Genomic DNA, 25,203 nt, shown 5'->3' on the forward strand with positions numbered 1-25,203 from the left:
GTTAACCATATCAGTAGGCAGTTTGCAATTTACAGTTAACCAGTTTCAACGATTTAATCAGTTAACCAACTTACACACTAAGTATAAATATTTTATCACCTTTTATCTCATTTTTTTACCTTTGCTCAATCTCAAGAAAAATATGCAGGAAAAAATTGTTGTTTTAGGCTCTAACGGACAGATTGGCACCGAATTGGTTACCACTTTACGTAAGATATATGGCGATGATAACGTAGTTGCATGCGATATCCGCAGACCTGATTATGATATCAAAAACTCTGCGCCATTCGAATTTGTAAATGTGCTTGATAAGGAAATGGTTAAAGGCATTTTTCACAAGTACAGGCCTACACAGGTTTACCTGCTGGCGGCATTATTATCAGCAACGGGCGAACAGAACCCTAAATTAGCCTGGGATTTAAACATGAATGGTTTGCTGAATGTACTCGATTTAGCACTCGAATATAAAACAGCAAAAGTGTACTGGCCAAGTTCTATTGCTGTGTTTGGGCCAAATTCGCCTAAAGATCATACCTCGCAATATTGTGTAATGGACCCGAATACGGTTTATGGTATTAGTAAACTGGCTGGCGAGCGTTGGTGCGAATATTACAACCAAAAATATGGTTTGGATGTACGCAGTATCCGTTATCCGGGATTGATTAGCTGGAAGGCAGCACCGGGAGGAGGAACTACTGATTATGCCATTCATATTTTTCACGATGCGTTAAAAAAAGGCAGCTATCAGAGTTTCTTAAATGCCGGAACCGAATTGCCGATGATGTATATGGACGATGCGATTCGTGGTACGATTGAATTGATGGATGCACCAGCCGATCAGATTTCGGTGCGCAGCAGTTATAATTTTGCTGGCGTAAGTTTTACACCAGAAGTTTTAGCAGCCGAAATCAGGAAGCACATTCCTGATTTTACCTTAACTTACACCGAAAACGATCCGCGCCAGCAAATTGCCAACAGCTGGCCACGTTCTATTGATGATACCTACGCGGCTAAAGACTGGGGCTGGAAACCGGAGTTCGATTTATCGAAGCTGACAACTGATATGTTAAAGAATTTAAAAAAGAGCTAAAAGACCAAAGCTAAAAGACTAAAGCAGAGGTATTATATTAAATAAACAAAATAAAGGGTTAGGAACAAGGATCATCTTGATACTTGATTCCAATTACTTGATACTACAAAATGGGAAGAGCATTCGAATTTAGAAAAGAAAGAAAATTTAAGCGTTGGGCCAAAATGGCGGTTCAGTTTACGCGTATTGGTAAAGATATTGTAATGGCGGTTAAGGAATCGGGGCCTCATCCTGAAACCAACTCGCGTTTACGTACGGCTATGCAAAATGCTAAAGCTGTAAACATGCCTAAAGATAGGGTAGAGGCAGCTATTAAGCGTGCATCTGATAAATCGTTAGCCAATTACGAAGAAATTGTTTACGAAGGTTACGCACCTCATGGTGTGGCGGTTTTAATTGAAACTGCAACCGATAATACCAACCGTACCGTTGCCAACGTGCGCAGCTACTTTAATAAAACCAATGGAACTTTAGGCAAAACCGGTTCTTTGGATTTTGTTTTCAACCGTAAATCTATTTTCCGCTTTGTACCTGCTGATGATTTGGATTTGGAAGAATTAGAATTTGAATTAATTGATGCAGGTTTAGAAGAACTTTACGTTGAAGCGGATGAAGAAGGAAATGATGTAGCAGTAGCTCAGGGCGCTTTTGAAAACTTTGGTTCTTTACAAAAAGCACTGGAAGAAAAAGGCATTGAGTTAAAAAGCTCTAAACTGGAGCGCATTGCTTTATCGCACCATGAGGTAACCGAAGAGCAAGCTGCCGATGTTTTAAAACTGATTGATAAGCTGGAAGAGGATGATGATGTGCAGGCGGTTTATCACAACATGGCTGAATAATAAATACCTTATTTATAGCAAAAGGCTTGGGGATTTTCCTCAAGCCTTTTTTGTTATTTAAGACCTCGCAGGTTTTTAAAACCTGCGAGGTCTGGAAGCTAAATAGGTGATTTGATTTTACTTGATTTTATTTAAATTTAAGTATGATTAAAACAATTCCATTAGAATACGAAGCCTATTATCACATCTACAATAGAGGGAATAATAGTGAAATCATATTCCGGGAGGAAGATAATTATCTATATTTTTTAAAATTGTTAAAGAAATACATTTCGCCAGTTGCGGATATTTTTGTCTATTGCCTTTTAAATAACCATTTCCATCTTTTAATTAAAATAAGAGGTGAAGAACATTGCGGCGGAAGTGTAGAAAAGAGCTTCTCTAATTTATTTAATGCCTACGCCAAGGCCTTTAATAAGCGATATGATCGCACCGGTAAACTTTTTGAAGAAAGATTCAAAAGACGAAAAATAGAAGATGAGGAATATTTAACAGAATTGATATATTATATTCACTCGAATCCACAAAAACATAAAGTATTACCAGACTTTAGAGATTATCCCTATTCTTCATTCAATAGTATTTTATCTGATAGAGCAACATCCTTAAAAAGAGAAGAAGTTATTAAATGGTTTGACGGGCTATCTGGCTTTAAAGAATATCATCAAAAGAAATATGAAGATCTTAAGCGCGTATAAATAGCATTTATTTAGACCTCGCAGGTTTTTAAAACCTGCGAGGTCTTGCTGTTATTTCTTATGCGAAAACAACCAGGGCAATAACTCAGGCTCCGCAAAGGCACTATCCCAGCTATTGTGGTTAGCTGTAGGGTAAAGGGTAAATTTAACCTCGTCGCCAACTGTTTTTAAACGTTCGGCAATAGCGATCGATAATGCGGGATCTACAACATCATCTTTTGCCCCATGGAAAATCCAGAGGGGTGTTTTTTTGTATTTTTCGATGTTATTGGTATTGTCGCCACCACAAATGGCAATGGCTGCAGCAAATTTACGACGCTCTCTTCTCAGCAGCTCATAAGTACCCATGCCACCCATGGATAGACCACCAACGTAAACCTGCTCGCGGTTTACGTAAGGTTTTTTAAGGAAATCTTTAATCATGCCCTGCAATGCGTGCATAATTTTGGTTGGCTTGCCACCTTCAACAAAACTTAATTTCCTTTTACCTTTAGTGTCTTTATCGATGTTAATATTGGCCCAGAAATCGTTAGCCGGGCATTGTGGAAACACTACAATGGCAGGAAAATTTTTGCGCACATCGTTTTTTAAAAACAACTTTCCACCGTGTACCAGCTGACTGGCATTGTCATTGCCTCTTTCGCCACTGCCATGCAGGAAGATCACTAACGGGTATTTTTGTTCGGGGTTAAAGTTTTCCGGAAACAATACCCTGTAGTAAATAGAATCTTTGCCTTTAATAAAGCTGCCTTTATCGTATTTTTTAAAATCCTGAGCGTTTAAAAAGAGTACAGAAAAAAGGATGCAGATAGTGAGAGAAAAAGTTTTCATCAGGGATATTATGTTAAATAAGTAGTTTTCTAGCAATAGTGGTCTTCTATACTTAAGGTAGTTTTAGACGATAAATCCAGCCGATTTGGTTGTCGGGGTTAAAATCATTATGCTTTCCTCTCACAAAAATAGAAAACCCTGGCTACTTTACAATAGCACAGGGTTAACAACCAAACCTAATTGTCTTTATTTCAGCGTAAAAGATGCTTCTTTTACATCGCGTGAGTTGGTGCCGATAAATACTTTGAAATCGCCGGGTTCTGCCACAAATTTTAAATCCGAATTATAGAATTTAAGATCGTTTTCGGTTAGGGTAAAAGTGATGTTTTTGCTTTCTCCAGCCTTTAAACTTACTTTCTGGAAGCCTTTTAGCTCTTTAACCGGTCGGGTAATACTACCCACCAAATCGCGGATATAGAGTTGCACAACCTCCTGTCCGTCGTATTTGCCGGTATTGGTTAATGTAACCGACGCGGTAATAGATTTGCCTTTGGTTAATGTATTCGAACTTAATTTAATATCGCTGTAGTTAAATGTGGTATAGCTTAAGCCAAAACCAAATGGGTACAAGGGATCATTACTTACATCTAAATAGTTAGAGCGGAATTTTTCGAACCATTTACCGTCGGCTAAAGGGCGACCGGTATTTTTGTGCGCATAATAAAGTGGCACCTGACCAACATTTTGCGGAAAAGTAGCACTCAATTTGCCAGAAGGGTTTGCATCGCCAAAAAGTACATCGGCAATGGCGCTTCCGGCTTCGCTACCCGGAAACCACACATTTAGAATAGCAGGGATATTTTCATCTTCCCATTTTAAAGCCAGCGGGCGACCTGTAAACAGCACCATCACAACCGGTTTACCCGTTTTAACCAAAGCTTTTAAAAGATTTTTTTGCGTTTCGGGGATTTGAATATCGGTAACGCTGCTGCTTTCGCCTGAAAATTCAGAACCTTCACCAACAGTAGCCACAATTACATCCGATTTTTCGGCAACAGCCAAAGCTTCTTTAATCATTTCTGCTTCTGAGCGCGAATCGTGTTTGTAAGTAGGGTTGTGGATATTTACATAGCGGTGCTCTAAAGCCGAATCGGCCAGGAAGTTAGCACCGCGGGCGGTTAATATTTTTGCATTGTTGCCTAAAGCATTTTTTAAACCTTGCAAAACCGTTACCGATTTGTCGAATAGAGCCGCTACACTCCAGGTACCGTACATATTGGCAGTGTTATCGGCCAGTGGACCAACTAAACCAATTGTACCTGATTTTTTAAGTGGTAAGATATTGTTTTTGTTTTTAAGCAATACAAAACTTTCGGCAGCGATCTGACGGGCAACGCTACGGTTTTCAGGGCTGAAAACTTCTTTCTCTGCGCGGTTTGCATCACAGAATTTGTACGGATCGGCAAATAAGCCCAATTTGTACTTAGCCTGAAGAATTAAGCGGCAAGCCCTGTTAATCTGATCGATGCTCACTTTCTTTTCGGCAAGCGATTTTTTTAGTGTACCTAAAAAACCTTCACCCACCATATCCATATCTACACCTGCATTTAAAGCCAGTGCCGAAACTGTTTGTAAATCGCCCATTCCGTGCGCAATCATTTCAGGAATACCAGTATAATCGGTTACCACGAAGCCTTTAAAGCCCCACTGGTTGCGTAAAACCTCGGTCATTAGCCATTTACTGCCCGTAGCCGGAATGCCGTCAACCTCGTTAAATGAAGCCATAATACTGGCGGCACCAGCGTCAACAGCTGCTTTGTATGGCGGAAGGTATTCGTTATACATTTTTACCTTACTCATATCAGTCGTGTTGTAATCTCTTCCTGCTTCGGCTGCGCCATAAAGGGCATAGTGTTTAACACAAGCCAGAATTTCGTTGTTGGCCTGCAATTTACCCTGATAACCTTTTACCATGGCTTTGGCAATTTGAGAGCCCAGATATGGATCTTCGCCATTACCTTCCGAAATCCTTCCCCAGCGTGGGTCGCGCGAAATATCAACCATGGGAGAGAAGGTCCAGTTGATGCCGCTTGCACTGGCTTCAATGGCTGCAACACGCGCCGATTTTTGAACAGCATCCATATTCCAGGTGGCACTCATACCTAAAGGGATCGGGAAAACGGTATTGTAACCGTGTATTACATCCATACCGAACAACAAAGGGATTTTCATCCTGCTGTTTTCTACAGCAACCTTTTGTACTGCTCTGATCTTTTCAACGCCCTTAATGTTGAATAAACCACCAACCTGGCCATCTTTGATCTTTTTACCGATATCGCTGCTGTTGGCCTGCCCGGTGGTAATATCGCCGGAGCTTGGTAAATTCAGTTGGCCAATTTTTTCATCGACCGTCATTTTAGCCATCAGGTTATTGATAAAGGTGTTCATCTTTGCTTCCTCAGCCGAAACCGGTTTTTTGGTCTGCGCAGATGCGTTCAGTACGAAGGCTGTAAAAAAAACAGCCAGGATTTTCGCTCTTTTCATGCTATGTGTATTTTATTCTTTTTCGTGTTTTAATCGTTATAAACGATTGATTATTTCCGCGCGCGTTACAAACGAGCGTGAGCTATATTTTTAATCTACCTTTTTAACTGCTGTTTTTGCCGAAACACCATTCTCGTTTATCGCTTCGATAGCGAAGTAATAAGCTTTTTGGCTATCCATTGCTTTAAACCAGTATTCGTTAAAGTCATGAATCATGATGCAGTTATAAAGTTTATCGGGCGCGGTGCCATAATACAGGTTATAGGCAAAGGCATTATCAACCGGTTGCCATTTGATATAGGCACTGCGTTTATCTTTCTCGGTGCGCAATACAATCAAGTTTTTCACTTGTGCTGGTTGCTCACCGTTTCCGTTACCAAAAACGCGCAAACCACTAATGGCAAATTTTCCGGTTGGCATGTGGATATTTACCATTTTAATAAACCTGGTTTTAACCGGTTTTGGCAATTCGATATAATCATGCGGCACATCTGTTTTGTTCTGACTTTTATCAACCAAGGTCGTCCATTTTTTGCCATCAACTGATGAAAGGATTTTGTACTGATGAAAAATACCGGTTTGTTTACCAATAAATTCGGCATCCTGATCGGCATAGTTGATTTGAATGGCATTAACAGTGGCCAGGCTCCCTAAATCTGTTTGGATCCATTCGCCATTGTTAGCAGTTTTGGCGCTCCAATAGGTTTTTATACTTTCATCTACAGCATTGTTGGCCTCAAAAGCACCTAATGTAGAAGAAACAGTAACTGGTTTTTTATAGTTAATCAGCATCCATCCCGGACCAGCAGGGCCATTTGCTTTTCTTTCTGAAGGCAGGTAGAGTGGGTAATCGCCAAATGCGGTATTGGTCCACATCACATCATCCTGATCAAAACCGGTTGGCCAGATGCCCATCCGGCGCTCCCAGGTATTTTTTACACAAATAATGCTGGTAGAAATGTGCCAGTAATTTTTGTTGTTATCCTGAAAGGTTGCTCCATGGCCTGCACCTCTTGAAAAGCCACCGCCTTTATAACTCAGCGGATCGGATTGCGGGGTAGCCTGTATGCCATCGAAAAGCGGCTTACAGCCTACCACAACCCCGTCAGAGTATCCGCTAAATTCGGTTCCGGGTGCACCATACTGAAAATAATACTTGCCATTGTGTTTGGTCATCCAGGCACCTTCGGCAAAAGGATCGAGAAAGGTATCGTCCATATACTCGCCGAAACGCTGCCAACCATAGCGCCAGCTTTGCAGCAGGTACATCGGGGTACGGGTGCCTTTAGGCTTAAATGTTTTGCGGTCTAATTCAACACCATACATCGGGTAGTTATTGCTGCTGCCGTTGTACATGTAAAATTTGCCGTCATCATCGGTAAAAAAGGCCGGGTCCCAGCCACCTATTTCCAACGAATCGACCAAAGGAAACCATTTGTTTCCTTTGGGATCGGTACTGCCCCACAGGGTGAAATTTTTGGTGTAAGTACTCCCAAAAACCACCATGGTATCGCCAACTATGCCTACTCCGGGTGCGCAGAGTTCATCTTTGGTTTTATTCCACGGGCGCAGAAACTTTCTTTCTTCAAACTTCCAGTTGAGCATATCCGGACTGTGCCAGTAACCCCATTGATTGGTACTGAACAGGTAGAAATCGCCTTTGTAGTTTACAATAACCGGATCGGCCGTAGCGCGGTGCTTACCCCATTCGGTAAAAGATTCAAAAGGGGTATAGCCATAATCCACGTTGATTGGGTTGCAATAGGTTTTTTGCTGTGCCTGCAATCCAACAGTTATGCTGGTTAATATGATGAATAGAATATGCTTCATTTAATGTTATGCTTATCAATTTTATTTCTTCAATGCCGGACTTTCAAAGCCTAATTTAGTTAAGCCTTTCTGTACATCTTCATTGCTCATAAATAGTTTCCAAAGTAATCCAGACCGGTAATTTTCAATCATCACCACCATTGGTCCCTGATCTATGCCTAAATATCTTTGCGGATACCAGTTGTCGGTTTCAGAAAAGGCATCATAAAAGCCATATTTGCCCCATACTTTGGTACCTAAATTTTCGTAAAGGTGTCTGATTACCTTCATCGATTCTTTTGGCGTATAAGGAATAGATGAAATGGCAGCGGTAGGAGAAATTACGCCAAAATCTTCCTGCGGATTATGGGCTGCATACCCCTTAACAGAATAGCTGGCGGTTAACCCCCAGTTGTTTTGGCCATAGCCTTTAAAGCCTTTTGGGTTAGCTACACAATAATCGTGGATAGCCAGGGTATGGTTTACATTGTTTTCCCAATAGTTGGCATAACGGTCTTTTAATCCTTTTGGATTTAAGCCCAAGTAAGAATAGTGTGCCCAGAATAAAGGGCCAACCGAGTTTTTCTGACCCTGATAATCGAGCGTAAAAGGATGGCCGTAGACCTCAAAATTGGTTTTAATTTCGCCGTTTCTGGCCCAACCCTGATGATAAACCTCGGCAGGTACAGTATGGGTAGGAGAGGAAGCCGCTAATACGTACATAATTAAGCATTCGTTATACCCTTTAACAGGAAAGTTCATTTCCCATTGATATTCGGGCGACCAGTGCCAGTACAATACATTTTGGCCATCATTGCGGTACCAGTTAAAATCAATGCCTTTCCAAAGTTCATCGGCTTTTTTAGCCAATGCTTTTTCTGCAGTTGTGCCGTTTTTATAATAGCTGTTAATACAGATTAAGGCTTGCGCCACAAAAGAAGTTTCTACCAAATCGCCGCCATTATCTTTGCGGCCAAACGGACGTACTTTACCGGTTTCGCCATAAATCCAGTGCGACCAAGCCCCATGAAAACGATCGGCTTTGCCCAGAAAATCGAGAATTTTGTTTAAACGTTCCGCTCCATCTTTTTTGGTGACGTACCCCCTGTCGATACCACTTAAAATTGCCATTAAACCAAAACCTGTAGCGCCGGTTGCAACAGTGCTTTTATCGTTTTCGGGATATATGTTATCTACGTGATAACGCTCTCGGCCAGCACCAGATGTAGGTTCTGCACCATCCCAGAAATACTGAAAGGTTTGCTTTTGTACCAAATCGAGCAATTGCTCGTCGGTTAAGTTTTTACGGATGGTAAGATCGGGGTTGTAGCCCGACTTTTTACCCTGAGCGCAGGCAGAAAGGGTAATTAGTGTGAGCGAAAAAAATAAAAAGTGTTGAAAATTGAGTTTCATTTGTGTGTGTTGTTAAAGGTTGGGGCTGCTAAAACCAAGATTTTTCATTCCTGCTTTTACTTCTGGTGCACTCATAAATAAGTTCCAGATTAATTTTGTTCTGTAATTTTCGATCATGACCACAATTGGCCCCTGGTCTATCGCCAGGGTAGAAGTTGCAAACCACTGGTCTTTTAAAGAAAAAGCATCGTAGAAGCCATAATCGCCCCAGGTTTTATTGCCCAGCTTGTAATAAAAATATCTTAAGGCCTGCATCGATTCGGTAGGGGTGTAAGGCATAGAGGCCAGTGCTGCAGTAGGTGCTATGGTACCCACATCATTGGTTGGTGAACTGGCAGTATAACCACCTTGAATATCACTGGCGGTTAAGCCCCAGCAATTTTCGCCATAACCGTAATTGCCGAGGGGGTTAGCTTTGCAATAATTGTAATTGATTAAGGCATGTGCTTTGGTTTGGCTTTCGTAATTGGCATAGGCATCTGTCAGGCCGGTTGGATTAATACCCATAAAAGAGTAATGTGCAAAAAATAGAGGGCCACCATTTGCTGTTCCTAAAGGGAGTTGAACCCCATAGTAGCTGTTGCCGTTTTTCATGGCTCCGTTTTGCGCCCATCCGGCATCATAAACTGATTTCGGGATAGAGTAGGTAGGAGAGGATGCCGCCATTACATAGGTAATTAAACATTCGTTCCAGCCTTTAATGGGTAAATTCATGTCCCAGTTATAGTTGGGGCTCCAATGCCAATACAGCGTATTGCTATTGTCTTTTCGGTACCAGCTCCATTCTACACCATTGTAAATGGTATTAATGTCGGCTCTTAAAGCAGTTTCGGCAGCGTCAGTTCCATTAAAATATTGTCTGGCTGTTATTAAACCTGCCATTAAGAAAGAGGTTTCTACCAAATCACCACCATTATCTTTAACGCTAAATGGAATTACCTTTCCGGTATTCCCATCGAGCCAATGCGGATAAGCTCCATGAAAGCGATCAGCTGTTTTTAAGAAGGCTACAATTTTTTGCATCTGGGCCAAACCATCGGCTCTGCTGATAAAATTGCGGTTAATGCCGGTGATTAAAGCCATAATACCAAATCCTGATCCACCCGAAGTAACTGTATTGCCAGATGTATTACGCTCCCGGGCTAATCCGCTAACAGGATGACCAAAATCCCAGAAATATTTAAAAGTTTGTTTTTGAACCAGGGTGAGTAGTTCTTCGTCTGTGATGCGGGCAAATTTGTCGGTATCATCTACTGCAGTAATCAGGGTTACGGTTATAGCTGTTTGTAATTTGTTTCCGGATTTTGATAATAGTCCGGTATTGATGTTTAAAATATATTTTGTAATAGGTTGCAAAGCCGAAGGGCTGATTACAACGGTATTATCGTTATTTTCTAAAGCTGAGGTAAATGCTGCCGGGTTTCCGGTGGCATCGGTTAAGGTAATGTTTCCGCTAACAGAAGATAGGTTGATAGGGGAAGAGAAGGTAATTTTAACAACAGGCGTATTGTTTAAACCATAATAGGTAAAGCCGTTGTAAGTGCCATTTACTTTTAAATCGGCAAAGGCATAAGTTGATGGAGGGGCTACCGGGTCGATTACGGGATCGTTACTGCCTCCTTTTTTGCAGGCAAAGAAAAAAATGGAAAGGATTAGAATAAAGCAGTAGTTTTTTTTCATTTCGGGAGATTTTTAAAAAGGGCTGCCAGCCGGCAACCCCTTTTATTTGTGCCTGTTTTAAGGTGGGAATTTTATTTTCCTCTACCTTCTAGCTTAGAAAGCGCACTGATTTCATCTGCTGTTAAAGCTTTATTGTAAATACGAACTTCATCTAATTGACCAACGAGGTAACTTGCCCAATCTTGCTTGCCAGTTGATGTGGTCAAACTTGGTGTAGTTTGGAATTGAACTGTTCCAAAAACCATTTTACCTGCATCCTGGAAAGTTAACTGACCCAGGTTAGCAACAGTTTTTTCACCAATTTTAGATCCGTTGAAGTAAACTTTAAAGGTTGAGGTAGTAGCATCGTATGTGTATGCTATTTGGTTCCACTTGTTCCATGGATCTGTTAATTTTAAGAAATTATCACCTCCATTATTAACAACACCTGTATAAGTTCTTGCAACTAATTTCCCGGTAGTAGCATCGCCACCGTTTTCAAAGAAAAATGTAAGGTTGCCCCAGAAATCAGAAGATTTAGCTACATCAACCAAACCAACAATCCCTTTATCGTTTAAAGGCATTTTCTCCCAAAGGGTAAGCGTAAAACTTTTTAAGTTTTGAACCGCAGCAGGAGTATTAGATACTACGTAACCGTTTAAAGCACCTTGTAAGCCCTGTCCTTTAATCCCTTTGGCAAAAGAAGTTCCGGTATTAACCCCAGCGGTATTAGAAATACTATCAGTATAACCGCCATCAAAGGCCCAGTAAGCTACTAAGCTACTGGTAGCAATTTGCTTTGAGCTGGTGTAACCGCCAATGTTTAGTGGTGGGGCATAGCTTGCCGGATCAAATTCTTTTTGGCAGGATGATAACCCTAGTGTTACTGCCGCCATCAATAAAAAATATTTTGTTTTCATTTTTGTAAAATTTAAAGCGATTAATAACCTGGATTTTGTGTTAAAGTACCTGCACTTTTATCGATCTCGGTAGAAGGAATTGGCCAAACTTCGTTTTTACCAGCTTTCCAACCTTTAGCACCAAAAACTGCAGTACCACGACCTTGACGAATTACATCAAAGTAGCGATCAGATTCCATTGCTAATTCTACTTGTCTTTCTTTCCAGATGGCCTGGCGTAATGCTTCTTTATCGTTTGTGGTAACATCAGGTAAAACACCGGCCACGCCACCACGGGCACGGGCACGAACCCTGTTTAACGAGGTTTTAGCTAAAGTTGTATTGCCTAGCTCATTTGCGGCTTCTGCATTCATTAATAACACATCGGCAAAGCGAAGCACGCGTACATTCTGCTGAGAACCTTCAGTGTAACCAGAAACAATTAAGCTAAATGGCACATAAGATTTTTCATTATACATTGGGTTATCACCTGTTGGAGCAATTGCATCCCCTTGCGGAGTAGTTTCTCCCCTGAAGATAATTGTTCCATTTCTTCTCACATCGCCTGTTTCAAAAGCAGCAGCTAGTGCAGCTGTTGGTACGTTAAAGCCCCAACCTGCAACCGAACCACGAACACCTTGAACCTGGCTATACTGAGAGTTCGAAGCATCTTTATTGTTTAGCAATAATTCGCATTGAATTTCGAATACAGATTCGATATTATTTTCGCGTGTGGTACGGAATCCTTCCTGAAAGTTAGGATATAAATCGTAACCTAAAGTCATAACGGTATTGGTATAAGAAAGCACGGCATCCCATTTACCCAAATACATAGCCACTTTGGCGTGTAAGCCTAAAGCTGCACCTTTTGTTGCTCTACCTAAATCAGCTGCGGGATAAGTTTGAGGCAATACAGCTGCTGCATCATCTAAATCTTTCTCAATTGCGGCATAAACCTGAGCCTTAGGTGTTCTTGGAATGTTAAATTCTGATGCATCCTTTGGAACGTTTAAACGTAGTGGAACATCACCAAATGCACGCACTAGCCTGAAGTAAGAATAGGCACGAACAAATTTTGCTTCAGCAATATAGCGCGCTTTTAAGCTTGCATCCATACTAATAGCCGGAATGTTATCTAATACCTGGTTACACAGGTTGATATTTTGATACTGAGCTTCCCAAAAACCACCAAATTGGCCTTCAGTTGATGAAGCTGTATAGTTATCGAAATTGTTTAAATAACTGGCATCATTTGCAGAGCTTCCTTTCTCAGCGTCATCGCCGGGGATACTCTCAACTGCCAAAGCCGGGAAAGCGGTATTTCCCCAGGTTCTTAAATTGGCATAGATCGAGTTAACTGCTTTAGTTGCATCATCCTGGGTTTTCCAGAATGTTACCGCTGGTTGTTTGGCTTGAGGATCTACATTCAGGAAATCCTTTTTACATGCAGGTATTACTAATGTACTTGCGCATAAAGCAATAAGTCCAAACTTTTGAATATATGTTTTTTTATGATTTAATTTCATCGTCGTATGTATTAGAATTGCACCTGAAGACCTAATCTATAAATAGCAGAAAGTGGATACACGCTGGCATCAATACCTCTTGAGATCGGGCCAGTACCAGCATCATAACCAATTTCTGGTGTAAAACCTTTATAACCGAATAGGTTGATTGCATTTTGAGCATCCAGAAACACCCTTACTTTTTTCATTGTCCATTTGCTCATTAAGCTTGCAGGAAGTGCATAACCTAACTGAACTGTTCTTAAACGGATATATGAACCATCTTCAACATAGAAAGAGTTTGGCGCAGCATTAGTGGTTGAGCCAACGTTAGCTGATGGATAAGTGTTAGAGGTACCAGCTCCATGCCATCTGTTATCGTAAAAATCTTTGCTGAAGTTCTCATTACCGAAACGGTAAGCGATATTGGCATTGTAAACATCTACACCTGCAACACCTTGAATGTCGAATGATAAATCCCATCCTTTATAATTGAAAGTTGTATTTAAACCATAGCTGTATTTAGGATTTGGATTTCCTAAAACAACACGGTCTTTTCCATCAATAACACCGTCACCATTTTGATCTACATAACGGAAATCACCCGGTTTAGCACCCGTTTGTGCTGATGCTGCAACTTCTGCAGGGGTTTGGAAGATACCGGCTACGCTGTACCCATAAAATTCGCCAATAGCACCACCTTGAACAGTTCTGGTTGCCAAAGCTCCGTTAGCAATGCCTTGTCCGCCACCGTAAATTGGGTTTAAACCAGTAACAACCGATAATACTTTGTTGTTGTTAATTCCGATGTTTCCACTGATTGAGTAGCTAAAGTCGCTGTTTGGCTGATCCCTCCAGGTAGCTAAAAATTCAAAGCCACGGTTTTGTAAGTCGGCCTGGTTACCAATCATTTTGCTTGAAGCAGTACCAATTGAGCTTAAGATCGGAATTTCGAAAATAGCCTGTTCAGTTTTCTTATTGTAATAATTAGCTTCAATGTTTAAGCGATTTTTAAGGAAAGCTGCTTCAATACCGATATCAGTACCTGTAGTGCGTTCCCAATTAAGGAATGATGGTACTAATGAAGCAACGTTTGCGCCTGTATACGCTACTCCGTTAAAAATAGCAACATAACCAGCACTTTGAGTTACTGTTAAAGTGGTTGGATTTACAGGAACACCTGCATTACCTACTTTACCCCACGATCCCTTTAATTTTAAATTGTTAAATACAGTTTGGTCTTTCATGAAATCTTCATTCGAAATTACCCAACCAGCACCAATTGCAGGGAAATAACCCCAAAGATCGCCTCCGCCAAAAAATTGTGAAGCAGCATCGGCACGCAATGTAGCGTTCAGTAAGTATTTGTTTTTGAATGAATAATTTGCTCTACCAAAGTAAGACAAGTAAGTTGATAAGCTACCGCCATCAAGTACTTCACGATTTGATGCTGTACCTAAAGCGAGGTACAAATCGCCATCACTTGAATATGGAACATTTAATGCGCTAGAGTTGATGAAATAATTCTTTCTTCTTTGAGCCGTTGTACCAGCCAATAAAGTTAGACTGTGATCACCAAATGTGTTTTTGTAGGTTAAAGTGTTTTCAAGAATCCAGTTTCTGTTTTCATCTCTGTTAACTGTTAACTTACTGATGTCATTTCTCTGACCTTGAGTTGCCTGATAAGCAGGGGTATAGCCTCTTACTTCATTTTGACCGAAGTCGCCACCTGCACTTGTTCTAAAAGTAAAATTTTTGGCAAAAGTCAACTCAGCGAAAACATTACCATTAATACGGTAGTTTTTAGATTTTTGATTGAAGAAATCTAAAGTCACCTGAGGGTTGAAGTTGTTACCACCTCCTAAACTGAAATCATTTGCATCACCATAAGTTCCATCAGCATAGTAAACCGGTACAACCGGACCTGCAGCATATAACTGACGGAAAATACCACCATTGATATCATTTGAGTTAATAGCGGTACCTGAGATAGAATAGCCTAGTTTTAAAGATTTTAATACTTGAAAATCATTTGAAAATTTAGCGGTATAACGTTTCCAGTTTTGCGTTTTAACAATACCGTCTTCATCTGTATAACCGAGTGAGAAATTATAGGATGTTTTTTCCGTACCACCATTTATTGAAATCTGGTGATTGGTTTGCAATGCATTTCTAAAAGCCTGATTATACCAGTTGGTACCTTCGCCATAGCTAGAAGGGTTTGCAAATAATGCCGGAGCAGCGTTTGATGCAGACAATTCGTTAATAATTGTTGCATATTCCGTTGCATTAGCCATTTCAATTTGATTGGTTACTTTTTTGTACCCAACAGAACCGTTATAGTTAATTACAGGATTGCCGGTTTTACCTTTATTGGTAGTTACCAGGATAACACCGTTAGCCGCACGGATACCATAAATAGATTGAGATGATGCGTCTTTTAAGATACTCATATCAGCAATATCTGCAGGATTTAGAAAGCTGATATCGTCATACCACACACCATCTACAACATACAACACGCCGAGGTTACCATAAATTGTACCTGTACCGCGGATGGTTATTTGTGGAGTTGAACCTGGAGTACCAGAGTTGGTAATGTTAACGCCGGCAACTTTACCTTGTAATGCACTAACGGCATTTACTGAAGCTTGCTTTGAAATATCTTCACCTTTAACTGAAGCTACAGATCCGGTTACATCAATTTTTCTTTGTGTACCATAACCTACAACCACAACCTGCTCTAATTGTTGTGTTGATGAAGCTAATGATACATTGATTGTAGTTTGATTATTTACAGCCTGCTCTTGTGCTGTATAGCCAACAAAGTTGAATACCAGTGTGGCATTGGCCGGCACACTAATAGAGTAGTTGCCGTTTACATCTGTTTGTGTACCATTTTGTGTGCCCTTAATTAAGATAGATACGCCTGGCAGCGGAGTTTTATCACCGCCATCAATTACCTTACCTTTTACAGTAATGTTTTGCGCAAATGCTACGTTAATTGCGAGTAAACAAAATACGGCCAGAACAGAAATTCTCGTAAAGATTCTTTTCATGCTTATTAAAATTTAGTTTAATTGTTAGTTAAATGTGAGGTTGTTTTTGTGGATGTGCAAGTGGTTTTACCTCTACATTAATACATCAACAGGGGCTGTAAGGTTTCACAACCAAATAAACCGAATGCGATTTCAGGTCAAAAACGCAGTTTTTTTGAATTTTAACAAAACATTAACACTGAGGCAAGTGTATAAAGTACACCAAGTGTTTTGTGGGGTTTTAAAAAGTGCTATGAGAGGTAATGATGTAGTGCCTGATGGGGAAGAAAGTTCAAAAAAGCAATAAAAACCATTTTTTACGCAAACGTTTCCGTAATGATGATGTGATGATTTTACTCTGTAAATAGGGAAGCACGGAACCCTAAAGCTCCATCAAAAATTCGGTTAAATTTTTATCGTGTGGTACTTCCAGTTTTTTGCGCAAACGGTATCTGCGGATTTCTACACCTCGTAAACTGATGTTCAGTAACGACGACATTTCCTTACTGCTCATGTTCATCCTTAAATAGGCGCACAGCTTTAAATCGTTCGGAACCAAATCAGGATGTTGTGCCTTTAACTTTTTAAAGAAACTCTCGTGTGCTTCGTTAAAACTGTTTTCGAACAGGTGCCAGTCACGCTCATCGTTCATACCATCGTTAATAACCTTCTGTATTTTGCGGGTCTGCTCATCCGAAAGTTTTTTCCCGTTTTCGTCTTTTAACTTGGTAATATCATCTGCCAGTTTTTGAAGCAGCTCATTCTTGTAAACTAATGTCATCGCCGAATTAGCCAGCTCTCTGTTTTTTGATGCCAGTTCGGCCTGAAGTTTCTCGGTTTGCAACTTGATAATTTGCTTTTCGCTGATTTCGGCTTCCTGTCTTAGTTTTTCCTGTTGTTCGGCTTTTAAACGATCGGTAATCTTCTGACTATCGCGCTGCAATTTCCGTTCGTATATCTTTTTACCTAAAATTAAAACCACCACAAATAGAATGGTATAAAATAAAATGGCCCAATTGTTCAAATACCAGGGGCGCAGGACGGTAAAATTGTAAACTGTTTCCGCACTTACTGTACTGTCATCAATTTTTGCCCTCACTTTAAAAGTATAGGTGCCGGCGCTAAGGTTCGTGAAATCTTTTTGAGTGGCGTAAGTCCAGTCAGACCAGGTTCTGGAGTATCCTTCCAGGTAAAACTGATACTTCACCTTAGCTTGCCTGTAATAAGGAAGTGCGTAAGAAATGCGGATGTTATTCCTGCTGTTCTGTATTTCAGTAGCCTCTTCGCCATTGCCGGTTTCACTTATCAGCGAGAATTTGTCGGTAATATCTTCAACTCGTCTGATCAGCACTGCAGGTAACTTTTCTTTTTGGATATTCAGCGCTGCAGTAGGATTGTAAATTACGAAGCCATCATCAACACTAATCAGGTAAATAGAATCGCTTATACGGCTAATATTTTCATAATACTGTACCATCCGGCCATCCAGAATGCTGAACTGGTTCGAATCGATTTCAACCTTACCAGGCTCGCTAAAGTTAACCAATGCGGTTTTGCCATGGTTAATGAACCAGTATTTTTTACTGCCTGCAGGAATAATCTTATTAGAGGTTTCGAAAGAGCCCAGGCTTTTATTGAGTACCTCGTATTTGGTAAATTTATTGCTCAGCTCATCGTAGGTATAAAAACCCGCATCTGAAGAAAAGACAATCTTATTCTCCAGATTGAAGATGTTAATATTGTAATTACCCGGCAAACCGTTTTTCTCGTCGAAATATTTGGTGCTCGTTACTTTGGTATAATCCGGGTTAAGGCTCAATTTATATAATCCCTTGTAGGCGTGGCCAACCCAGATATCGCCTCTGTTATCCTGCTCAACATATCTTGATGGTGCATTAAAACCAGCTATTTTGGTCGCAAACTTTAATCCAGCACCCGGCGTTTTGGTAAATAAAGATAAACCCGTGTAAGTTCCCTGAACAAGATAATTTGGGTTAGAATTTAATTTCTTAATGGTCCAGCCACCAGATGATCTCGATATCCATTCTATTTGATCGCCCAGAACCTTAAAGGTACCGCTGTTATGACCGCAAATTAACTCGTTATCGATAATTGCCAGCTCCCAAACCTGCCCCTGCGAATTGGGTATTAAACGGAAATTGAATGGAAGGAGGTTGTAGGGCGACCATTCACTATAAAATAAACCCTGGTTAGTACCGAGGTAAATTTTGTTGTTAAAAATAATACTGGAATACACCGTACCAAACTGGCCAGTTTTATCAAAGTAAAAATAAAGCGGCGAATTAAGCTCAATTCGATCTATTCCATTGTCCAGTCCCGTCCAAAGGTTTTGCTCATTATCGGCGTATAAACTTAAAATGGTATTGTTTTGCAGCCCGCTCGATTTATTAATACGCTGCACAACTTTGCCGTTTTCATCGATAATGATTAAACCATTTAGAATAGTACCATAAGCATAATATTTACCTAACAAATTAACCCCATTGTTAAGCTGATAGGTTTTCAGGTAACTGTTTGCAGGAGTATTTAGCGGAGTGAAGCTTTTACCGTCATAAGTAAAAAGACCGTTTTTACTGGTTCCGATAATCAGTCCGTTGCCCCTGTAAGGCAAGATAGAAAGTATTCCTTCTTTGCCCATTTGCTCGCTTTGAGGAAGGTGTACCAGTTTATTGCCTATGAGTTCAAACAGACCCTGCTCCAATACTTCTATAAAATACCGTTGATTAACCTTATGCAGAAACAAAAAGGAAGATGGCGATTTTACGACTTCAATTTTATTGTTTTTGTAGATAAAGATTTTGGAAAAAGACTGGAAAATTACCCGATCGCGATCTACATAAATTTTCCAGACTTCATCATCTATTTTTATACCTTTCGGTAACAAATTTGTAAGTGAGTTATAGCTTAACTTGTTGTTTTTAATTGCCCAATAGCCAAATTCGCCAAAGCTACCGGTATAAACTCTTCCATTGTTATCAGTAGCAACTGCCCTCACAATCTGGCGGTTAGGCATCCGGTATTTCTGCCAGTAACGGCCATCAAAAGTGAGCAGACCTTCGGCATTGCCAAAGTACATTACACCATTTTTGTCTTTTGCTATGCTCCAGTTCTGGTTACCCGAAGCGTAAACAGATTTGGGGTAATTTTCAATATAAGGTACCCCGATGCTTTTGATATCGGCAGCATAGGTGTTTATGGTAAAGCATAGCAGCAGTAAAAGCAAGCGGGGATAGTTTAGCATAAAATGGATTTGGGATGAAGCCCTTGATACACAAAGTAAATGAAAAAAATTAAGAAGAGGCAATTGTTGATAGCTAGCAGCTAATAGTCAATGGTTAATAGCTTATTGTGCAAAAGCAATGAACGGCCAATTTGCTATAATGTACTTTTTAGCTTGGAAATCATTTTGCAAAGTTGCTCATATTCGGAATATAATCTTTTAAACTCTGGCTCGGTTATATGATTTCTTGATGAAGCCATGAATAAACAGCTTACAACCTCTAATCCAGAACGTACAGAATAAGTTAGAAATCGTGAAAATTCTGCTTTTGATTGACCAATACAGCCTTCAGCAATATTAAGATTTACTGAATCTGCTGCTTTTTTAATTTGATTGGCTAAACTGAAAAGCTCAATGCTGGGGAATTTTTTCGCGATGATGTCTATTTCATTGCTGAGTTTTAATGAAATCTGCCAGATCTTAAGTTCCTCAAATTTGAAAGCCATAACTTTGAATTTGAAATAAATATACTCATCTCTATTTCATTTTGTAGCGGTTATGTTTAAAACTTAGCCAATAGTCAATTTACCTTTATGTTAATCAACTATTGACTATCGACCGAATTACCCTTTCACCGCAACCGGCTGCGGTACCTTAACATAGTAACCCGTACCATCATACGGGCGTTTACGCGGATTGGTAGTGCATGCTTCAGAGCAACAACCTTGAAGCTGCTCGCCACAGGAATCACATTGTGTTACGTGTTCATTGCACTCCGGATTAGCACAGTTAATCATTTTTGGGGTAGTAACACCGCAATTGTAGCAAACTGACACTACTGTTGGGTTAACCTCGTTTACATCAACCGCAATCCTGTTATCAAACACATAACACTTGCCTTCAAAATCTTTTCCGCCAGCTTCTTTACCATATTTAATAATACCGCCATGCAATTGGTACACATCGTTAAAACCATGATGTAGCAATAGGGCAGATGCCTTTTCGCATTTAATACCACCAGTACAATAGGTTAAAATCTTCTTGTCTTTATATTGGGCAAGCTGGTTAATTTGCTCAGGGAAATCGCGGAAATTCTCGATATCAAGGGTTACTGCATTTTTAAATTTACCCAGGTTGTGCTCATAATTAGAACGTACATCCAGAATCACCACATCTTCATCATCTTTCATTTTCATGAAATCAACTGGTTCTAAGTGCTTGCCAGTTCTTTCGTTCGGATTGATGATCGAAGTATCTCTTAAACCTGAGTGTACAATTTCTGATTTGTAACGGCAGTGCATTTTCAAAAACGAAAGCTCTTCCACATCATCAATCTTAAACTCTGTTTTGGCAAACCTTTCATCGGCATGTATGGCTTTCATGTAAGCTTCGCAAGCTTCAGGAGTACCCGAAATGGTACCGTTTAAACCTTCATCGGCAACAATAATACGTCCAACAAGGTTTAAAGATTTACAAAATTTAAGGTGATCGGCAGCAAATTGTTCTGCCTCCGCTATGTAACTATAGCAATAGTAAAGTAGTGTCTGATATTTTTTCATAACGCTGTTGATACCGTTGCAAACGGCGTTTAAAGCGGTGCAAAAATAGGGAAATTATGTAAGATGTAAAAATGGAAAATGGATAGTGTGTTCTACCGGCCATCTTACATCAAACAGCTTCCATCCTAAAATCCGTATGATATCCTGAAACCTTGTGTCAGCTTGCGGCCGCCATCGTAGGCAAAACCATAGCTGGCCCTTAAAACCAAACGTTGTAAGCCAAAGTAAAACTCCTTGTAATTTCTTTTCTCGGGCGACGAAAGGTAACCACCACCAATAAACTCTTCCAGTTTGGCTTTACGGAGTAAAGGGATTTTATTCATGAAAAAGCCAGCAAAATTATGCTCCAGATGTGCTTCGAAATATTGCTGATTGGTGCTAAATTGGTAAAAATCCAGATATTGGAATTTCCTGATGTTGGGTGGAAAAATGGTAGATATGTTACCCGAAAAGTGTTTGAAATCGGGATAGTACATTTTTTTGTTGTTGACAAATTTGCCTACTCCTGCCAAAAATGAGGTATAGCCCAACAAACCTAATCCAATTCGCTCCTGAAACACCTCAGCTTTTATAAAGTCATAATCGATATCGCTGCTTAACACATTATTAAATCCTTTTTTATACAAAACGGTAATCTTTGGGTATTTCGATTCAGTATAAAATTTACCATCCGGACGGGTAATGTATTTTTGTCCGATGGTATAGGTTAAACTTGCTGTAGCACTAAACGAATTGTAGGTTGGGAAAAGTGGTACTTCTTCTGCCGGATTGAAAGGGTTGTTAGATGTAAATTCCCGGTCTTTGGCATCAATAAATTTAAAATTGCTATTGTTGGTAAGGCTTTTGTTTCTGCTGTAATCAACACTTACACTGCCCTGTAACCCGGTAGCCAGTTCTCTTGTGGTATTGATATTGGCAAAACTCTTTTCATAAAATTTCGGGAAATTCTTTTCGTAAAAGAGCGAGTTAATACTGTTACCCAATGCGGTCATTGATCCCAGGTTATTCAGATCGAAAATACCATTTCCGAATGAAGCACCAACACTTGCGCTTTTTAGCGGGTTGTAATAATAGCTTCCGGTTAAACTTCCGGTTAGTTTCTTGTTGGCAAAACCATATCTCAGTTCCGGACGGATGGAGTATGATCTCCTGTTTTCGAAAGTTTTGCGGTAAGTAACCCCATATTTTATGGCGAAGCCTTCTACCGTATTGTAAAAAATAGCCCGTAGTACCGGGTCAAAATACCAGTATTCTTTATCGTAACGATCGTTAATGCTGTGCCCGCGGAGTAATAGCTTGCCAATGCCGAATTTGTTATTGTCTTTTTCTAACGAATCGAGATATTTTTTCGATTCTTTTAGCTTGGCTATACTATCTTTCTTAATGTAATTTATCTTTTCGTCTTCTGTTAAAGGTATAGGCCGGTTGTTAGCCCAATAGGCAGAATCTTTTTTGTTAACCATTTCGGTTACTTTTAATATCTCTCCGCTAAAGAAGTTTTTAGAAAATTTAGGATCGATATTGTAATTGCTGTACACGCCTACATAATAACCGGCAATTTTAAACCCCAGTACATTACCGGCAAACTGGAAATTAATTGAGGTTGGCATGTACACCTCTTTTACCTTGGTAAACTGCTGATTGATGTTTAACGTATCGATGAAATTGATCCCTGCATTTTTGGTCAGGAAGAGATCGGTATTGTAAATCCGCCAGCTATTATCTATGATGTAAATTATGCCTCTGAATACCGGATCGTTTTCGCGGCGCGGAATTACCTGTATCTTGTGGATCAGTTCCCCGTTTTCGTTGCTTTCGCCAAGCAGTTTGTATTTGTAATAAAACAAGGCATTGTCGGCAATAGGAGATATAAAACCCCTTGCACTTAATTTATTTTCAAGCAGGTAATTGTCGTAAAAATTGATAATCAGATCTGAAGCTTTATTAAAGCTGAAAGCATTATTGCGCCCGGCCACTTTCGATGAAATCATTTCCTCATGGATATCGTTAGGGCGGCTGAAGTTAAATTTACTCTGAGATTCTGAAAGATAAATTATCCCTTTGCGGTTCGTATCAAGCTCTAAGACTTTTTGAATATCCTGTCCGAAAAACTTTTTGGGTGCACCTTTTAAACGCTGAACTCCTTTGATATAAACATCGCAACTAAAGCTTTTAACTTCGTTTAAATGTGTTTTACGCTCCTTAATGGCTTTACGAATGATGGCATAAGCGGGATCTTCGGCATTTGCCCTGATATTTATATTCTCTAAAGTATAACTTTCTGCTGTCAGCGTTACATTCAGGCTAATATCATCGCTAAGGTTAATAATGTGGTCTTGTTGCTTGTAGCCCACAGCCCTGAAACTCAGGGTTTGTTCGCCATTTTTTAATTTAATTGAATACTTACCATCTATATTGGCTGATGTGCCTGTAGTAGTGTTTTTTAAATATACTGATGCAAAGGGAACCGGCTGTCCGTTGGTGTCTTTAACTGTACCGGTTACCGAGAATTGCTGGGCGAATACGATGTTGGTTAGACCACAAAATAACAGGAGCGCGCAAATTCTTATCATATTTAGATTAGTAAACTATAAATATCGAATAACTTTTAAGACTATACACATAGGTATGTGTTAAAGTTTGTTAAGTTGATAAAAAAATAATAACAACACTAATTTTTATAAAAGAATACATTGCTGAGGTAATGGTTTCGCTTTATATCAAACGTTTGTCTCTTTAATGAAGGCGTTGAAATTGCGTTTTTGGTTCTGTAAGGCTTTTTTTTATAACTTTGGAGCCAACAATCAACCATATTAAAGGCCATGTATAAAACATTACAACCGGTTCTTCAAAAAGAACTAGAAGAAATTGAGAACGCTGGATTATTTAAGCGCGAACGGATTATTATTACCCCTCAGGGTGCCGACATTCAGGTAAGTGGCGGAACTGAAGTGGTTAACTTTTGTGCAAATAACTATTTGGGACTTTCTTCACACCCAAAGGTGATAGAAGCGGCTAAAAAAGCGATCGATGATCATGGTTATGGAATGTCGTCTGTTCGTTTCATCTGCGGAACACAAGATGTACATAAAGAGCTTGAAGCTAAAATTTCTAAGTTTTTAGGTACTGAAGATACCATTTTATATGCTGCTGCCTTTGATGCCAATGGTGGGGTTTTTGAGCCTTTGTTCAATGCAGAAGATGCTATTATTTCGGATGAGCTGAACCATGCTTCAATTATTGATGGGGTTCGTTTGTGTAAAGCACAACGTTTCCGTTATAAAAACGCCGATATGGAAGATCTGGAAAAGCAATTAATTGCAGCTAAAGATTGCAGGCACCGCATTATTGTTACCGATGGAGCTTTTTCTATGGATGGTTCTGTTGCGCCTTTAGATAAAATTGCCGATCTGGCCGATAAGTACGAAGCATTGATTATGATCGATGAATCGCACTGTACAGGTTTTATTGGTAAAAATGGTCGCGGAACACACGAACATTTTGATGTGATGGATCGTATCGATATCATTACCGGTACTTTAGGTAAAGCTTTAGGTGGTGCATCAGGTGGTTTTACTTCAGGTAAGAAAGAAATTATCGATATGTTGCGCCAGCGTTCACGTCCGTACCTATTCTCTAATACTTTGGCTCCGGCTATTGCAGGTGCCTCAATTGCTGTGTTGGATATGTTGAGCGAAACTACAGCCTTGAGAGATAAATTGGAATCAAATACAAAATATTTTCGCGAAAAAATGACAGCGGCAGGTTTCGATATCAAACCTGGTTTCCATCCAATCGTACCGGTTATGCTTTACGATGCCAAAATTGCACAAGAGTTTGCAGCTAAAATGCTTAACGAAGGTATTTATGTAATTGGGTTCTTCTATCCGGTTGTACCTCAGGGTAAAGCCAGGATCAGGGTGCAGTTATCGGCAGGTCATGAGCAACATCACCTAGATAAAGCAATTGCTGCCTTTACCAAAGTTGGCAAAGAATTGGGCGTAATTTAGTACAACTTAAATATTATATCATTCAAAAGCCGCTTCCTGCGGCTTTTTTTGTTTCGGGTTCATTTTCTTTTATAATGCTAGTGTAAACTCATTATTTGAACCCTGCAAGCATAAAAATATTAGATAAT

The 25,203-nt window shown here is 39.9% G+C and carries 16 protein-coding genes; 4 read left to right on the forward strand and 12 right to left on the reverse strand.

Going from position 1 to position 25,203, the window contains the following annotated elements; translation table 11 throughout:
* Positions 1-142 precede the first annotated feature (142 nt).
* From BLR37_RS20020 to BLR37_RS20030, 3 genes are all read left to right on the forward strand, one after another.
* A complete protein-coding gene (locus BLR37_RS20020) occupies positions 143-1,090 on the forward strand; it encodes an NAD-dependent epimerase/dehydratase family protein (protein WP_090771731.1) in 948 nt (315 codons plus the stop codon).
* A 110-nt stretch (positions 1,091-1,200) separates the two neighbouring features.
* On the forward strand, positions 1,201-1,929 hold the full coding sequence (locus tag BLR37_RS20025) for a YebC/PmpR family DNA-binding transcriptional regulator (RefSeq protein WP_039477381.1): 729 nt from the start codon (positions 1,201-1,203) through the stop codon (positions 1,927-1,929).
* Between the two features lie 143 nt (positions 1,930-2,072).
* Positions 2,073-2,627 carry a transposase gene (locus BLR37_RS20030; protein WP_090771733.1) on the forward strand — a complete coding sequence of 185 codons (555 nt, stop codon included), beginning with the start codon at positions 2,073-2,075 and terminating at the stop codon, positions 2,625-2,627.
* A gap of 51 nt (positions 2,628-2,678) precedes the next feature.
* On the opposite strand, the gene BLR37_RS20035 is transcribed toward BLR37_RS20030, so the two are convergent.
* The 12 genes from BLR37_RS20035 to BLR37_RS20095 all read right to left on the reverse strand — a co-directional run bounded on the left by BLR37_RS20035 (position 2,679) and on the right by BLR37_RS20095 (position 23,638).
* Positions 2,679-3,458 (reverse strand): carboxylesterase family protein, encoded by a 780-nt coding sequence (locus BLR37_RS20035; protein WP_090771735.1) that lies wholly within the window; start codon positions 3,456-3,458, stop codon positions 2,679-2,681.
* A 186-nt stretch (positions 3,459-3,644) separates the two neighbouring features.
* Positions 3,645-5,942 carry a beta-glucosidase BglX gene (gene bglX, locus BLR37_RS20040; protein ID WP_090771738.1) on the reverse strand — a complete coding sequence of 766 codons (2,298 nt, stop codon included), beginning with the start codon at positions 5,940-5,942 and terminating at the stop codon, positions 3,645-3,647.
* Positions 5,943-6,032: 90 nt separating this feature from the next.
* On the reverse strand, positions 6,033-7,772 hold the full coding sequence (locus BLR37_RS20045; RefSeq protein ID WP_090771740.1) for a discoidin domain-containing protein: 1,740 nt from the start codon (positions 7,770-7,772) through the stop codon (positions 6,033-6,035).
* A 21-nt stretch (positions 7,773-7,793) separates the two neighbouring features.
* Positions 7,794-9,164: a glucoamylase family protein gene (locus BLR37_RS20050; RefSeq protein ID WP_090771742.1), complete on the reverse strand. Its 1,371-nt coding sequence runs from the start codon at positions 9,162-9,164 to the stop codon at positions 7,794-7,796.
* A 12-nt stretch (positions 9,165-9,176) separates the two neighbouring features.
* Positions 9,177-10,844, reverse strand: coding sequence for a glucoamylase family protein (locus BLR37_RS20055; RefSeq protein WP_090771744.1), 1,668 nt, complete (start codon positions 10,842-10,844; stop codon positions 9,177-9,179).
* 71 nt (positions 10,845-10,915) lie between these two features.
* On the reverse strand, positions 10,916-11,743 hold the full coding sequence (locus BLR37_RS20060) for a LamG domain-containing protein (protein WP_090771746.1): 828 nt from the start codon (positions 11,741-11,743) through the stop codon (positions 10,916-10,918).
* Between the two features lie 20 nt (positions 11,744-11,763).
* The gene (locus BLR37_RS20065) at positions 11,764-13,248 is read right to left on the reverse strand and encodes a RagB/SusD family nutrient uptake outer membrane protein (RefSeq protein ID WP_090771748.1); all 1,485 of its coding nucleotides are present in this window, start codon (positions 13,246-13,248) and stop codon (positions 11,764-11,766) included.
* Positions 13,249-13,259: 11 nt separating this feature from the next.
* Positions 13,260-16,286, reverse strand: coding sequence for a SusC/RagA family TonB-linked outer membrane protein (locus tag BLR37_RS20070; RefSeq protein WP_090771750.1), 3,027 nt, complete (start codon positions 16,284-16,286; stop codon positions 13,260-13,262).
* 361 nt (positions 16,287-16,647) lie between these two features.
* On the reverse strand, positions 16,648-19,527 hold the full coding sequence (locus BLR37_RS20080; RefSeq protein ID WP_090771754.1) for a ligand-binding sensor domain-containing protein: 2,880 nt from the start codon (positions 19,525-19,527) through the stop codon (positions 16,648-16,650).
* Between the two features lie 134 nt (positions 19,528-19,661).
* The gene (locus BLR37_RS20085; protein ID WP_090771756.1) at positions 19,662-20,012 is read right to left on the reverse strand and encodes a four helix bundle protein; all 351 of its coding nucleotides are present in this window, start codon (positions 20,010-20,012) and stop codon (positions 19,662-19,664) included.
* Positions 20,013-20,129: 117 nt separating this feature from the next.
* Positions 20,130-21,065, reverse strand: coding sequence for an oxygen-dependent tRNA uridine(34) hydroxylase TrhO (gene trhO, locus BLR37_RS20090; protein ID WP_090771758.1), 936 nt, complete (start codon positions 21,063-21,065; stop codon positions 20,130-20,132).
* Between the two features lie 125 nt (positions 21,066-21,190).
* Complete coding sequence (locus tag BLR37_RS20095) at positions 21,191-23,638, reverse strand: DUF5686 and carboxypeptidase regulatory-like domain-containing protein (protein WP_090771760.1); 2,448 nt, start codon at positions 23,636-23,638, stop codon at positions 21,191-21,193.
* A 249-nt stretch (positions 23,639-23,887) separates the two neighbouring features.
* Here BLR37_RS20095 and kbl point away from each other — a divergent pair, with 249 nt between their 5' ends.
* Entirely contained in the window at positions 23,888-25,075 is a 1,188-nt protein-coding gene (kbl, locus tag BLR37_RS20100) for a glycine C-acetyltransferase (RefSeq protein ID WP_039477419.1), read from the forward strand.
* Positions 25,076-25,203 lie beyond the last annotated feature (128 nt).

The sequence above is a fragment of the Pedobacter soli genome, from assembly GCF_900101435.1.
Taxonomy (GTDB): Bacteria; Bacteroidota; Bacteroidia; order Sphingobacteriales; family Sphingobacteriaceae; genus Pedobacter; species Pedobacter soli.

Excerpts from the sequence above, each read along its gene's own strand:
- BLR37_RS20020 (WP_090771731.1), top strand. The coding sequence starts at position 143 with ATGCAGGAAAAAATTGTTGTTTTAGGCTCTAACGGACAGATTGGCACC.
- BLR37_RS20025 (WP_039477381.1), top strand. The coding sequence starts at position 1,201 with ATGGGAAGAGCATTCGAATTTAGAAAAGAAAGAAAATTTAAGCGTTGG.
- BLR37_RS20030 (WP_090771733.1), top strand. The coding sequence starts at position 2,073 with ATGATTAAAACAATTCCATTAGAATACGAAGCCTATTATCACATCTAC.
- BLR37_RS20035 (WP_090771735.1), bottom strand. The coding sequence starts at position 3,458 with ATGAAAACTTTTTCTCTCACTATCTGCATCCTTTTTTCTGTACTCTTT.
- bglX (WP_090771738.1), bottom strand. The coding sequence starts at position 5,942 with ATGAAAAGAGCGAAAATCCTGGCTGTTTTTTTTACAGCCTTCGTACTG.
- BLR37_RS20045 (WP_090771740.1), bottom strand. The coding sequence starts at position 7,772 with ATGAAGCATATTCTATTCATCATATTAACCAGCATAACTGTTGGATTG.
- BLR37_RS20050 (WP_090771742.1), bottom strand. The coding sequence starts at position 9,164 with ATGAAACTCAATTTTCAACACTTTTTATTTTTTTCGCTCACACTAATT.
- BLR37_RS20055 (WP_090771744.1), bottom strand. The coding sequence starts at position 10,844 with ATGAAAAAAAACTACTGCTTTATTCTAATCCTTTCCATTTTTTTCTTT.
- BLR37_RS20060 (WP_090771746.1), bottom strand. The coding sequence starts at position 11,743 with ATGAAAACAAAATATTTTTTATTGATGGCGGCAGTAACACTAGGGTTA.
- BLR37_RS20065 (WP_090771748.1), bottom strand. The coding sequence starts at position 13,248 with ATGAAATTAAATCATAAAAAAACATATATTCAAAAGTTTGGACTTATT.
- BLR37_RS20070 (WP_090771750.1), bottom strand. The coding sequence starts at position 16,286 with ATGAAAAGAATCTTTACGAGAATTTCTGTTCTGGCCGTATTTTGTTTA.
- BLR37_RS20080 (WP_090771754.1), bottom strand. The coding sequence starts at position 19,527 with ATGCTAAACTATCCCCGCTTGCTTTTACTGCTGCTATGCTTTACCATA.
- BLR37_RS20085 (WP_090771756.1), bottom strand. The coding sequence starts at position 20,012 with ATGGCTTTCAAATTTGAGGAACTTAAGATCTGGCAGATTTCATTAAAA.
- trhO (WP_090771758.1), bottom strand. The coding sequence starts at position 21,065 with ATGAAAAAATATCAGACACTACTTTACTATTGCTATAGTTACATAGCG.
- BLR37_RS20095 (WP_090771760.1), bottom strand. The coding sequence starts at position 23,638 with ATGATAAGAATTTGCGCGCTCCTGTTATTTTGTGGTCTAACCAACATC.
- kbl (WP_039477419.1), top strand. The coding sequence starts at position 23,888 with ATGTATAAAACATTACAACCGGTTCTTCAAAAAGAACTAGAAGAAATT.